Raw genomic sequence first — 13,042 nt, 5'->3', positions numbered from 1 at the left:
CCCCGCTCAGCCGCCCGCGCGCTTGACCTTGTGGCCCAGCTTCTGCAGCGCGGCCATCACACGCTCCACATGATCGCCCTGCACCTCGATCACGCCGTCCTTCACCGTGCCGCCGCTGCCACACGCGGTCTTGAGCTGCTTGCCCAGCTGCTCCAGCGTGGCCTCGTCCACCAACACGCCCTTGACCAAGGTGACCGCCTTGCCGCCGCGCCCTTTGGTCTCGCGCGATACGCGCACGATGCCGTCGCCCGTGGGCAGCGGTTTGTTCTGCTTACACACGCACTGCGCCACCGGCTGCCGGCAGGCGGGGCACATGCGGCCTGACTCGGTGGAATACACCAGGCCGCCCAGATCGGCAAAAGACTTCATGGCTTCTTCCCCTCCACCTCTTGCTGCAGCATGTGAAAGTCGAGCAGGCGCGTGGCCAGCAGCGTCTCGGTCAGAAAACACACCAGCGCCAGCAAAAAGCAGGCAACGCCCGCCAGAAACCCGCCCACCGCGAGGCGGCTGGACTGGAAGTCCGTGGTTTCGCCCAGGAACAGCAGGATGATGGTCGTGCCGATCAGGAAGGCACAGAACGTCAGCAGCGCAATGCAGCCGTTGGCCAGCCGCCCGCGCAAGCGCAAGTCGCCCAGCTCTTTGTAGGCACGGGCCAGGAATTCGGGTTCGGTGTTGACGCGCGCGCGGTCTTCCACCACACGCGCCCGGTCGATGATGCGGGCCAGTCGGCCGGCCACCGCACCGATCATGCCGGACACCGCAGTGAGCAAGAACACGGGCGCCACCGCCAGCTGGATGCCGTGGGTGATGGCAGAGGTATCTAGGGGCAAAGCCATGGGGTTCGGGTCCGGGAAAACTGTCAACGAAAAACGAGGCGGCCCGATTATCGGTTGCCCAACGCAGAGAAAGGGCACTCGCATTCCCTGCAACCCGGAAGGTGCAACGCATGCATTGCAAGCTCGTAGGTAGGGCGCATCGGGCAACTGCGGCGACAATGCGGGCCATCACTGCTTTGTCTGCGCTGCGTTGCGTGCCCCCTTTTAACGCCTCTCCAGCGCCTTTCCATGTCTTTTGCTTCCCTCGGTCTCTCCCCCGCCCTTGTCCACGCTGCCACCCAGGCGGGCTTTGTGGCGCCCACGCCCATTCAGGCGGGCGCCATTCCGGCCATCCTGCAAGGGGTAGACCTGATGGGTGCGGCGCAGACGGGGTCGGGCAAAACGGCGGCCTTCGCACTGCCCTTGCTGCAGCATCTGCAGCTCAGCGCCACCGGCGGGCCGCGCCGGGTGCGTGCCCTGGTGCTGGTACCGACGCGTGAACTGGCCGCGCAGGTGGGCGAAGTGCTGCGCAGCCTGGCGCAGCACCTGCAGCAACCACTCAAGATCGCCATCGTGTTTGGCGGCGTATCCATCAACCCGCAGATGCTGGGCCTGCGCGGCGGTGCCGACATTGTGGTGGCCACGCCGGGGCGCCTGCTGGACCTGGCGGACCACAACGCGTTGCGCCTGTCGGCCGTGGCGCACTTGGTGCTGGACGAAGCCGACCGGCTGCTGGACCTGGGCTTTGCCGAGGAACTGCAGTGCGTGCTGGCGCTGTTGCCTGCCCGGCGGCAAAACCTGTTCTTCTCGGCCACCTTTCCCGCTGCCGTGCAGGCGCTGGCCGATGGCCTTCTGCAGAACCCCGTGCGGGTGGAAGTGCCTCACACCCCGGGCAACGAGCCCGCCATCGAACAACGCGCCATTGCGGTGGACGCCAGCCGCCGCACCCAGCTGCTGCGCCATCTGGTCAAGGAGCACAACTGGTCGCGCGTGCTGGTGTTTGTGGCCACGCAGTACGCTGCCGAGCATGTGGCGGAAAAGCTGTACAAGGCGGGCATCTACGCCACGCCGTTCCACGGCGGGCTGAGCCAGGGCGCGCGCAACCAGGTGCTGCAGGAGTTCAAGGACGAGCGCTGGCAGGTGGTGGTCACCACCGATCTGGCCGCGCGCGGCATCGACATTGCACAACTGCCCGCCGTGGTGAACTACGACCTGCCCCGCTCTGCCGTGGACTATGTGCACCGCATCGGACGCACCGGCCGGGCGGGCGAAAGCGGCATGGCCGTGAGCTTTGTGACGGCCGATGCCGAGGCGCATTTCCGGCTGATCGAAAAGCGCCAGCACCTCACCATTCCGCGCGAGCAGATCGCAGGCTTTGAGCCGACCGAAACGCCCCAGCTCGCATCCCCCGCAGATCCTCAAGGCACCGGTGGCATCAAGGGCAAGCGCCCCAGCAAAAAGGACAAGCTGCGCGCGGCCGCCGCAGCGCAAGCCGCTCAAACCCCAGCCGACCAGAAAAAAGGCCCCTGAAGGGGCCTGCAGTGTCGGGATACAGAGTGGGCACGCGTGGTACACACCCAGGGCCCGGGTTTAAACGCCGTCTTCTTCGTCCCCGCCCAAGTCATCGGCCCCGCCCTGCGGCGCCTGCCCTGCGGGCCGTGGCGTGCGTTTGCCGGGTTTGGCCAGAATTTCCACATAGAACTGGGCGCCACCCTCGGCCGCCACGCCGTTGATCAAGCCGGTCAAGGCCGACAGATGCGCCACAGCGGCGTCTTCTTTGGTGCGGCCAAACCGGCAGTCAAAGTCCCAGAAGTCGGCACCTTCCGGCAGGTCGCGGCGCCGTTCGCGCTTGATGTATTTGCGGATTTCGTGTTTGACGGCATCCAGAACGCGGTCGCGGTTCTTGCCTTCAACGTGGAGTTGGAAAGTTTTTCTCATGGGCGATAGTACCGCCTGCGACAGATGATCTTTGATGGCGCCTGTTACCGGTGCCACAATGGTGCATTACTTTTGGTTACCCACCAGCCCATGAACCACGACCTGCGCCTGCTGCACCTGTTGCCAGCGGCTGTGCTTGTCACACAAGAGGGTGCCATCCGCTTTGCCAACGCCGCCAGCATGGAGCTGCTGGAGGCGCCCAGCATCGACAGCCTGATCGGGCGGCTGTCCGGCGATTTTGTGCACCCCCTCGACCAGGTGCGCTCCACCAACCGCATCCAGCAGGTGGCAGTGCCCGAGCAGGCCGGACGGCCCAACAAGTCGTCCGAGTTCCGCATCCGCACCGAGCGGGGTAACCTGCGCATGGTGCTGATCAGCAGCGTGGCCATTGAATGGGACGGTGCGCCCGCCGTGCTCATGTGCGGCATGGACATGACGCACCAGAGCGAGATCGAGGCCCAGTTGCGCGAGAGCGAGCAGAACTTCCGGCGCCTGTTCGACAACATGCAGGACGTGTACTACCGCACCGACGCGCAGGGCATCGTGCAGCATGTGGGCCCTGGCGTGCGCCGCGTGCTCGGCTACGAACCGCATGAAATCGAAGGCCGCACCGCCGAGTCGTACTACCCCCAGAGCAAGGACCGCGACGCGTTCAAGGCTGCAATCATGGAGCACGGCGAGGTGTCGGACTTTCCGGGCCAGATGGTGCGGCGCGATGGCACGGTGATCGACATCTCCATCAGCAGCCACGCGCTGTACGACTATGCCGGCAATTTTGCGGGGGTCGAGGGCATTTACCGCGACGTGACGCAGCGCAAGAACCTGGAGCGCGAACTGCAGCGCCTGGCCACCACCGACATGCTGACGGGCATTGCCAACCGCCGCGCGTTTCTGGAATGTGCTGAGTCGGCCTATGCCCATTCACGGAGCAACGGCGAGCCCCTGACCTTGCTGATGCTGGACCTGGACCACTTCAAGACCATCAACGACCGTTTTGGCCACCTGGAGGGCGACCGTGCGCTGATGGCGTTTGCGCAGGCCATCAAGGGCCAGTTGCGCGCCAGCGATGCCGTGGGCCGGCTGGGCGGCGAAGAGTTTGGCGTGCTGCTGCCGGTGACTACATTGGCTGAGGGCCTGGAGGTTGCCACGCGCATGCTGCACAGCATTCGCGCGCTGGAGCTGACGGACGATGCAGGCCACAGCTACCGTGTGACCACCAGCCTGGGTGTGAGCACCTTCCGCCAGAGCGACCGGAGCCTGCGTGACATGCTCGACCGCGCCGACCAGGCGCTGTACCTGGCCAAGCACCGGGGACGCAACCAGGTGGCTTCGCTCGAAACGCTGGGAGAGTGAGCGCTTCAGTCGCCCTGAGCGGCGACGGATCAGGGCGCCGCCGAATCCCGAGGCCAGTATTCAAAGGCGCATGCGTTCCTGCTGCAGGTTCCACAGGCAGGCGGCAATGCGCAGCAGCATCTCCATCACCTGCTCCGAGCCGCTGCAGGACAACTCCAGATCGTCAATGATCATCGCCAGCTGCGAAATGGCGTCTTCGGGCGCGGTCGCGCCACCGCTGCGCGCCACCTCGGCAATCGCGATCAATACGTCGGTGCGGTTCATGGCGCGGCGCCTCGCGGAGTGGGTGGCAATGTCTCGGTCATTGACGGCACGGCCATGCGATCACCGAAGCCTCGCCGCCGACAGGCTAGCGGGCCGAAATGGCCAGTTGCGCCCGGCTGCCCCCTCGGCCCTCCAAGGCCGCCGCAGCAGGCACACCTGAGGCTGCGAGCAGGGGCGCATCCCCAGCCGACAGAGGCATATCGGGCGCCAGGCGGAACTGGTGAATCACCTCCAGCAGACGCTTGACCTGGTTCTTCATGCCCGTCGAGGCGGACGAGTTGTCGTCCACCAGTGCCGCGTTCTGTTGCGTGGCCGCGTCCAGCTGGCGCACGGCCTCGCCGATCTGGGCAATGCCGCGGGCCTGCTCTTGCCCCGCCTCCTTGATGGCGGTGATGAGCGAGACCACCTGGTTCACATGGTGCACGGTGTTGGCCACGCGTTCACCCGCCTGGCCCACCAGCGTGGACCCGCGCTCCACGCCCTGCACGCTGGCCGAGATCAGGCCGCGAATCTCCCGGGCCGCCATGCTGCTGCGTTGCGACAGGCCCCGCACCTCGCCCGCCACCACGGCAAAGCCCCGGCCTTGTTCACCAGCACGCGCAGCCTCCACCGCCGCATTCAACGCGAGCAGGTTGGTCTGGAAGGCGATGTCGTCGATCACCTTGATGATGTCCGTGATCTTTTGCGACTGGGTCTTGATCTCCTGCATGGTGGCGATCACGTCGCGCATCACGCTGCCGCCTTCGTTGGCCACGCTGCTCGCCTCTTGCGCCAGAGCGGTGGCACGCTGGGCATTGTCGGTGTTGTGCTGCACCGTGATGGTCAGCTGCTCCATCGACGCGGCCGTCTCCTGCAGGTTGGACGCCTGCACCTCGGTGCGGCGTGCCAGGTCTTCGGTGCCGCCCGCCATCACCACGGCCTCGTGCGCTACCGTCTCGGTGCTGGCGCGCACCTCGGTGATCACGCGCACCAGCTGGTGGTTCATCTCGCGCAGGGCACCTAGCAGCTCGGCGGTCTCGTCATTGCCGCGCACCTCAATCTGCGCCGTCAGGTCGCCCCCCGCCACGGTGCGTGCCAGCACCACGGCCTGGCGCAGCGGGCGCGAGATGGAGCGGGTGATGACCCAGGCCATCGCCGCGCCCGCCAGTAGTGCCAGGGCCGTGGCGGCCAGCATCCACCAGTGGATGGTGTCGCTCATGGCGCGGGCCCCGGCAAACTCTGCCGCGGCCACGTTGATCTGCAGGGCAACCAACCGCTCGATGGCGTCCTGCACCTTGAGCGCGTTGGGACGGATCTGGGTGATGTACAGCTCCGAACCGTCGTCGTACTTGCCGGCCACCAGCGCGGCCGACGCCGGGATCAGGCCCTTGTCCAGATAGGTGGCATTGGCATCGGCAAAGGCCTGCGCCAGGGCCTGTTCCTCCGCCGCCAGAGGTTTGGCGGCGTAGTCCTTCCACAGGGTCTGGATGCGCTCGACATTGGCGGTCAGGGCCGCGTGGCTGGCTTCCAGGTTGCTGGTGCCAGGGTCCATCAGCATGTCCATGACCAGCACGCGGTTGCGCTGCGTCAGGTGGCTGATCTCGGCCAGCACGCCCATCGGCACGGTGCGGTCGCCGTACAGGGCTGCGCTGCGCTCGGTCAACCGCTTGGCCCCGCTGATGCCCCCCGCCGCCAGGGCCGAGATCAGCAACAACAGCACGGCAAACGCCAGCGCCAGCCGGGTACCAATTTTCATTTTTTGAAGCATCTGAATCTTTCGTGAAGGTCCACCAAGGCGTCGCCGCCTTGTGAGAGCAAACGCGTGTGGCCCGCTGGAGAACGCCCACCCGTTGCCTGCAGCGAATTCCCGGCGGAATGCGAAAGATACTAATTGTTTCAAATGACAGATTAATGACGGAGCGAGAAACCTGGACCGTGCAGGCCAATGCTTCAAATCGCTGTCATTTTGCTAGGATCGGCACCGCAAGCGGCTTACCCGCTCCATGAAAGTGCAACGACTTTCATTGCACCGGAAATAGTGCGTGGCATATCGTTATTCATAAAAACCATTACATAAAACACATGAAATATATTTACTTTCTTCTGCTGGCAACCATGGCCCTTGTGCAGGCGGGGCTGGCCAGCGCGCAGACCGTGACGGGCGCAGGCTCTTCGGCGGCAGCGCCCATCTACCGCAGCTGGGCCAAGGCCTATGCCAAGGCGACTGGCAGCGTGGTGGACTACGACCCGGTGGGGTCCAGCGCGGGCATGAAAAAGATCCAGCAACAAGCCGTCGGCTTTGGTGCGACCGACGTGTACCCCGCCGAGAAGGACCTGCTGGAGCATGGCCTGCTGGCGCTGCCCGTGGCCATCACCGGCATCAGCCCCATCGTCAACCTGCCCAAGGTGCCCAACGCCCAGCTGCGCCTGACGGGCGAGGTGCTCAGCCGCATCTTCATGGGTGAGATCACCCGCTGGAATGCGGCCGACATCGCCGCACTGAACTCCGATCTGCCCCTGCCCGACCTGCCGATCAAGGTGGTGGTGCGTGCCGATGGTTCAGGCACCACCTACAACTTTGCGGACTACCTGGGCAAGGTGAGCCCGCAATGGAAAAAAACTTACGGCGCCAAAACCAGCATTGCCTGGCCTGCAGGGGTGCTGGCCTTCAAAGGCAGCGACGGAGTGGCCAAGGGCGTGCGCGACACGGTGGGCGCCATCGGATATGTGGACCACGGCTACGTGGCCGAATACGGCCTGACCACCGTGCAGATGAAAAATGCCGACGGCATTTACGTCAAACCCTCCATCGATGCCTTCAAGGCAGCACTGGCCAACAGCGATTGGTCGGCCACCGGGGTTTTCAACAGCACTTTGACGCAGCGGCCCGGCAAATCGGTGTGGCCCATCACCATGGGCACGTTTGTGGTGTTCCCCAAGGTCACGCAGAACCCCGACCAGACGGCCCAGGCCCTGCGGTTCATTCTGTGGTCGTTCCTCAATGGCGACACCTTGGTACAAGAGAATAATTTTGTCCGCCTGCCCGACCGGGTTCAGGCGTCGGCTTTCAAAATCATTACCTCCATCCGAGATAATCAGGGAAAACCGTTGGGCATGAGCTTGATATCGTCTTTCAATCGCTCATCGCAATAAATCCGCTTTCACGCGAATCATTGATTATTCACAGATAACCAGCGCACCATCTTGATCCGGCATCGCTTTGTGAAGGGAATATCACAGGATAATGCTGCCATCATGGAAATCGAATTCAAGTTCTGCATCCCGCCCGAGCGCCTGGCCGCTGTGCAAGCGGCATTGCGCCGGGGCCGGTGTACCGCTATCCGCATGGAGGCCCGCTACTTCGACACACCCGACGGTGCACTGGCGTCACGCGGCATTGCGTTTCGCCTGCGGCGTGAGGGCGACCAGTGGGTGCAAACCGTCAAGGCGCTGGGCGATGGCCCGCTGGACCGGCAGGAGCACAACGTCGCACGCGGCCCCGCCACCGAAGGCACCGCGCCCGAGCCCCAACCCCAGTTGCACAGTGGCACCGTGGCGGGCGCGCGGTTGCAGCAGGCGCTGCAAGCCGCAGGCAGCCCCCTCGTCGAGACCTATGGCACCGAGATGGACCGGCTGACCCGCGACATCACCCGCCAGGGAACCGTGGTCGAGCTGGCGCTGGACACCGGCCGGGTGGTGGCCCACCGGGGCACAGCGCGGCAGGCCGAAGCCCCCATTTGCGAGCTGGAGCTGGAGCTCAAGGCCGGGCCCGTGACGGGCCTGGCAGCGCTCGCCGCGCAGTGGGCCACACGGCATGGACTGTATCTGAGCACCGTGTCCAAGGCCGAACGGGGCGAGCGCCTGCTGGCCGCACCCGATAGCAGTTCGCCCCGCAAGGCCCGGTCCCCTTCCCCCCTGTACCAGCAACTGCCCGCCGGGCTGGCCCTGCAGCGCGCCGTGGTGGCGCAGTGCCTGCAGCAGATCCTGGGCCCCGCCAGCGACCTGGCTGAAGGGTCCAACGATGAAGAGCAGCTGCACCAGTTGCGCATCGGCATCCGCCGCCTGCGCACCGCCCTGCGCGAGCTGGCGCCGCTGGCCCCGGGCCACCTGGACCCCGCCTGGGAGCCGCCCCTGGTCCATGTGTTCCAGCAGCTCGGCCACCTGCGGGACCGCAGCCAGGTGGTGCAGCGCATCGATGCCGAACTGCGCGATGCCGGAGCGCCGCCCCTGTCCACCCACCCGGACGACGCTACCGGGCTGGAGGCCCAGGCTGCACAACACATCGTGCGCGATGCGGCCTTTCAAGAAACGCTGGTGCATCTGATGGCCTTTACCACCCCAGGGCTGGATGCCACGGGCAGCGCTCCAGCAGGCCTGGACGCCCGTGCCACGCGCCGCCTGCTGCAGCAGCGCCTGCGCGCAATGCATGCCCAGGTGCAAAAAGGCGCACGGGGTTTTGCCACGCGCACCCCGCAGGCACAGCACCGGCTGCGCAAACGGCTCAAACGCCTGCGCTACCTCACCGAGTTTGTGGCGCCCGCACTGGATGCGCACAGCACCCGGTTTCTGGAAAGCCTGCAGCCTGCGCTGTCGGCCCTGGGCCGCCTGAACGACGAGCGCGTGGCCGCCGCGCTGTACCGCGAACTGGCAGAGTCGGGCGAGCCGAACGCCTGGTTTGGCGCGGGCTGGCTGGCAGGACGGCAGGCCCAGTCGGTGGCGGCCTGTGTACAGGCCCTGGCGCAGATGGCAGAGGCGCCCCGCTTGCGCAAAACCGGCAAACGCTGAAGGACCATCTGCACGGCACAATGGCCCGCATGACGGACTCTCCCCCTTCGCGGCGCCAGCCGCCCTCCACGCCCCGCCACCCCTCTGCGCGCACCGCCCAGCGCCCCACACCCGACAAAGACCAGATCGCGCTGCTGGAGCCCTTTGAACGCCTGGGCCTGGACCGCATCGCCCTCGTCTCCACACCTGCCCAGGCCGACCAGGCTTGCGATGCGCTGGCCGGTGCGAGCGCCTGGGGTTTTGACACCGAATCCAAACCCACCTTTGTGCAGGGCGAGGCGTCGGACGGCCCGCACATCGTGCAACTGGCCACACTGGAGCGGGCCTGGGTGTTCCAGCTGCACGACCCCGGCTGCCGCGCGCGTGTGGCCGAGCTGCTGGCCTTGCGCGGTGTGACCAAGGCAGGCTTTGGGCTGGGCGACGACACCAAGCGCATCCAGCACAAGCTGGGCGTGCAGCCCGCCGATGTGCTGGAGCTGAACACCGTGTTCCGCCAACACGGCTACCGCAAGGACATGGGCGTGAAAGGGGCCGTGGCCGTGCTGTTCAACCGGCGTTTCATCAAGTCTAAAAAGGCCGCCACCTCCAACTGGGCCAACGCCCGGCTGAGCGAGGCCCAGCTGGTCTACGCCGCCAACGACGCGTGGGCGGCGCTGCGGGTGTTCAACGCCTTGCATCTGACCGCCTGAGGGGCTGCGCGCGCACAGCGGCGGTGGCCTATCTCGGCAGTCTATGCCTTGCACTCACTATCAAAACAATAGCTACTCAGGCATGAATCACTACCGCTACCGGCCAAAACAACCTCAACAACGCGCCTGACAGGCCCTGTGAGGCCCTGTGAGTCCCCGCAGGCGATCCATGCACCGACCTACAGCCGGGCCGCGAGCCGCGCCGCCTGGTCGATGGCGCGTTTGGCGTCCAGCTCACCCGCCTCCAGCGCACCGCCGATGAGGTGGGGCTTGCGGCCCTGGGCCTCCAGGTCCTGCGCCAGGCTGCGCAAGGGCACCTGGCCCGCGCACAGCACCACGGTGTCGCAGGGAATCCAGGTCGGGTCTTCGCGCTTCTCGCCGTACGACACCAGCAGCCCTTCGTCGGCAATGCGCTCGTAGTTCACGCCGCCCACCATCTCCACCGCTTTCATCTTCAGCACGGTGCGGTGGATCCAGCCTGTGGTCTTGCCGAGGCCGCCGCCCAGCTTGCCCTTCTTGCGCTGCAGCAGCGTCACCTGCCGTGCAGGGGGCGTCACGCGCGGGCCGCTGGTGGCCAGGCCACCGCGCGCCTCGGCCGGGTCGGTGATGCCCCACTCGGCCTTCCAGGCGGGCAGGTCGAGCGTAGTAGAGGGATGCTCACCATGCGTCAAGAATTCGGCCACGTCAAAGCCAATGCCGCCCGCACCGATGATGGCCACGCGCTCGCCCACCGGCTTGCCATGGCGCAACACGTCGATGTAGCTCAGCACCTTGGGGAGGTCCTGGCCGGGGATCTTCGGGTCGCGCGGCTCCACGCCAGTCGCGACGATGACCTCGTCAAAGCCCGCCAGGTCGGCGGCTGCGACCTTGCGGTTCAGGTGGAGCAACACGCCTGTGTCTTCCACGCGCGTGGCCAGGTAACGCAGCATTTCATGGAACTCTTCCTTGCCCGGAATCACCTTGGCCATGTTGAGCTGGCCGCCGATGGCGGGCGCGGCGTCAAACAGATGCACTTCGTGCCCCCGCTCGGCGGCCACGGTGGCGGCCGTCAGGCCTGCGGGCCCAGCGCCGACCACGGCCACACGCTTGCGCGACGACACCGGGCGGTACACCAGCTCGGTCTCATGGCAAGCACGCGGGTTGACCAGGCAACTGCTGGTCTTGTTCTGGAACACATGATCCAGGCAGGCCTGATTGCAGGCGATGCAGGTGTTGATGCGGTCGGCCCGGCCCTGCGCAGCCTTCTTCACAAACGCGGCATCGGCCAGCAGCGGCCGCGCCATGGACACCATGTCGGCGCAGCCATCGGCCAGCACCTGCTCGGCCACCTCGGGCGTGTTGATGCGGTTGGACGTGACCAGCGGTGTGGTGATGCCTGCGGCCGCGAACTCGGCCTTCATCTTCTGCGTGACCCACGCAAACGCTGCGCGGGGCACGCTGGTGGCAATGGTAGGCACCCGCGCCTCGTGCCAGCCGATGCCGGTGTTGACGATGTTGGCGCCGCCCGTGGCCACGGCCCTGCCCAGGGTGACGATCTCGTCCCACGCGCTGCCGCCGGGCACCAGGTCGATCATCGACAGGCGGTAGATGATGATGAAGTCCTTGCCAACGGCCTCGCGCATGCGGCCGATGATCTCGACCGGCAGGCGCATGCGGTGGCTGTAGTCACCGCCCCATTCATCGCGCCGCAGGTTGGTGGCCTGCGACAGAAACTGGTTGATGAAATAACCCTCGGAGCCCATCACCTCCACGCCGTCGTACCCGGCCTCGCGCGCCTTCACGGCGCAGTTCACGAACGCGCGGATCTGGCGCTCCACCCCCCGTGCCGACAGCGCGAACGGCGTGAACGGCGAAATCGGCGACTGCAGCCGCGAGGGCGCCACGGCCAGCGGGTGGTAGGCGTAACGGCCCGTGTGCAGGATCTGCAGCGCGATCTTGCCGCCCGCTGCATGCACGGCCTCGGTCACCACGCGGTGGCGCTTGGCCGCGCCAGACGTTGCCAGCGTGCCTGCAAACGGCTTGGCCCAGCCCGCGATATTCGGTGCGAAGCCACCCGTCACGATCAAGCCCACGTCACCCTCAGCCCGCTCGCGGAAGTACGCCGCCATGCGCGAGAGGTCACGCCCGTCCTCCAGCCCCGTGTGCATGGAACCCATCAGCACGCGGTTCTTGAGGGTGGTGAACCCCAAGTCGAGGGGGGCGAGCAGGTGCGGGTACAAGGCGGCGCCGGGCATGGAGGCAGCGGCTGCAGGGGCGGCAGGAGGGGCCATGGGAGGAGAGGAATGCATGGGAGGGTCGTGGACTAGAAGGTTTTTCTAGAACTTTATTCTAGAATCCCATTCCATGGCAAGCCGCAATTCCCCGCCCCCCACTTCATCCCCTGCCGAAGCCCCTACCGACCGCCGCCAGGACATCCTGAACGCCGCCCTAGCGTGCGCGGCCGAAGGCGGCGTGGACGCGGTCACCATCGACGGCGTGCGCGCGCGCTGCGGGGCCAGCGTAGGCAGCATTTATCACCACTTTGGCAACCGCGACGGCATCGTGGCGGCGTTGTTCTTCGAGATCTATCACGACCAGTCGCGCAGCGTGCAGGCGCAGCTGGATGCCGCCCAGGGCGTGGAGGCGGGTGTACAGGCCCTGGTCACAGGCTATCTGGACTGGGTGGTGGCGCAGCCCGAGCGGGCGCGCTTTCTGTTCCAAGCGCGGGGCGCCGTGGCCGCCGGCCCGCGCACGCCAGACCTGGCCGAGGCAGCGCGGCGCCGCAACCAGGCCCTGGTGGCCTGGTTCGAGCCCCACCGCCAATCGGGCGCGCTGCGCAACCTGCCGTGCGAGCTGATGCCGTCGCTGGTGATGGGGCCGGTGCAGAGCTATTGCAGGGCGTGGCTGTCAGGCAATGCAGGCCAGGGCGGCCTGCCCTCGCCCACCACGTACCGCGCAGAGCTGGCGGACGCAGCGTGGCGGTCCGTCAGGGCGTAGACCGAGCGATCCGATCAGTAATGCGGCGGCAGCTCGTCGCGCAGGTTGCGCGGGCCGTTCGAGCCACCTTCGGGCGCCTGCTGGCGCAGCTGGATGACCTCGTGCGTCAACCGATCGATCAATTGCTGCTGCTGGTAGATGGTCATGTTCAGCTGGTCCAGCAGGTCTTCGGTAAAGCTGGCCTTGATCTCCAGGCTTTCGAGACGCTGGAGAACGTTGGCGAGATCGTTGGTGTCGGACATG

13 protein-coding genes are annotated in these 13,042 nt (G+C 66.2%); 6 read left to right on the top strand and 7 right to left on the bottom strand.

All coding sequences use genetic code 11. The features are described from left to right. Positions 1-6: 6 nt before the first annotated feature. Positions 7-369 (bottom strand): translation initiation factor Sui1, encoded by a 363-nt coding sequence (locus tag DNK89_RS17635; RefSeq protein WP_110961156.1) that lies wholly within the window; start codon positions 367-369, stop codon positions 7-9. Continuing rightward, positions 366-836 (bottom strand): DUF2721 domain-containing protein, encoded by a 471-nt coding sequence (locus DNK89_RS17630; protein WP_015014759.1) that lies wholly within the window; start codon positions 834-836, stop codon positions 366-368. Before DNK89_RS17630 ends, DNK89_RS17635 begins: the two co-directional genes overlap by 4 nt. Before the next feature lie 228 nt (positions 837-1,064). Between DNK89_RS17630 and DNK89_RS17625 the strand changes: the two genes are divergently transcribed. After that, entirely contained in the window at positions 1,065-2,345 is a 1,281-nt protein-coding gene (locus DNK89_RS17625; protein WP_110961155.1) for a DEAD/DEAH box helicase, read from the top strand. A gap of 60 nt (positions 2,346-2,405) precedes the next feature. Here DNK89_RS17625 and DNK89_RS17620 read toward each other — a convergent pair whose 3' ends face one another. After that, entirely contained in the window at positions 2,406-2,753 is a 348-nt protein-coding gene (locus DNK89_RS17620) for a DUF6172 family protein (RefSeq protein WP_060987484.1), read from the bottom strand. A gap of 90 nt (positions 2,754-2,843) precedes the next feature. Between DNK89_RS17620 and DNK89_RS17615 the strand changes: the two genes are divergently transcribed. Continuing rightward, the gene (locus DNK89_RS17615; protein ID WP_110961154.1) at positions 2,844-4,106 is read left to right on the top strand and encodes a sensor domain-containing diguanylate cyclase; all 1,263 of its coding nucleotides are present in this window, start codon (positions 2,844-2,846) and stop codon (positions 4,104-4,106) included. A gap of 60 nt (positions 4,107-4,166) precedes the next feature. Here DNK89_RS17615 and DNK89_RS17610 read toward each other — a convergent pair whose 3' ends face one another. Beyond that, complete coding sequence (locus DNK89_RS17610; RefSeq protein ID WP_043566660.1) at positions 4,167-4,370, bottom strand: hypothetical protein; 204 nt, start codon at positions 4,368-4,370, stop codon at positions 4,167-4,169. 85 nt (positions 4,371-4,455) lie between these two features. Next, complete coding sequence (locus tag DNK89_RS17605) at positions 4,456-6,105, bottom strand: methyl-accepting chemotaxis protein (protein WP_238990851.1); 1,650 nt, start codon at positions 6,103-6,105, stop codon at positions 4,456-4,458. A 359-nt stretch (positions 6,106-6,464) separates the two neighbouring features. On the opposite strand from DNK89_RS17605, the gene pstS reads away from it, so the two are divergent. The 3 genes from pstS to DNK89_RS17590 all read left to right on the top strand — a co-directional run bounded on the left by pstS (position 6,465) and on the right by DNK89_RS17590 (position 9,823). Further along, positions 6,465-7,502, top strand: coding sequence for a phosphate ABC transporter substrate-binding protein PstS (gene pstS, locus DNK89_RS17600; protein WP_238990850.1), 1,038 nt, complete (start codon positions 6,465-6,467; stop codon positions 7,500-7,502). A gap of 102 nt (positions 7,503-7,604) precedes the next feature. Next, positions 7,605-9,134 (top strand): CYTH and CHAD domain-containing protein, encoded by a 1,530-nt coding sequence (locus tag DNK89_RS17595; protein WP_110961151.1) that lies wholly within the window; start codon positions 7,605-7,607, stop codon positions 9,132-9,134. A 20-nt stretch (positions 9,135-9,154) separates the two neighbouring features. Next, a complete protein-coding gene (locus tag DNK89_RS17590; RefSeq protein ID WP_110961150.1) occupies positions 9,155-9,823 on the top strand; it encodes a 3'-5' exonuclease in 669 nt (222 codons plus the stop codon). A 179-nt stretch (positions 9,824-10,002) separates the two neighbouring features. Here the strand turns inward: DNK89_RS17590 and DNK89_RS17585 are convergent, their stop codons facing one another. Further along, complete coding sequence (locus DNK89_RS17585; RefSeq protein WP_110961326.1) at positions 10,003-12,057, bottom strand: NADPH-dependent 2,4-dienoyl-CoA reductase; 2,055 nt, start codon at positions 12,055-12,057, stop codon at positions 10,003-10,005. Between the two features lie 109 nt (positions 12,058-12,166). On the opposite strand from DNK89_RS17585, the gene DNK89_RS17580 reads away from it, so the two are divergent. Further along, positions 12,167-12,799, top strand: a complete 633-nt coding sequence (locus tag DNK89_RS17580) for a TetR/AcrR family transcriptional regulator (RefSeq protein WP_110961149.1) — start codon at positions 12,167-12,169, stop codon at positions 12,797-12,799. Between the two features lie 14 nt (positions 12,800-12,813). On the opposite strand, the gene DNK89_RS17575 is transcribed toward DNK89_RS17580, so the two are convergent. Continuing rightward, entirely contained in the window at positions 12,814-13,041 is a 228-nt protein-coding gene (locus DNK89_RS17575; protein WP_008906148.1) for a SlyX family protein, read from the bottom strand. Between the last annotated feature and the right edge of the window lies 1 nt (position 13,042).

This window comes from Acidovorax sp. ST3 (assembly GCF_003231145.1).
Taxonomy (GTDB): Bacteria; Pseudomonadota; Gammaproteobacteria; order Burkholderiales; family Burkholderiaceae_C; genus Acidovorax.
The sequence above is the reverse complement of the archived record's forward strand: the minus strand, read 5'-3'. Positions and strand labels throughout refer to the sequence as shown.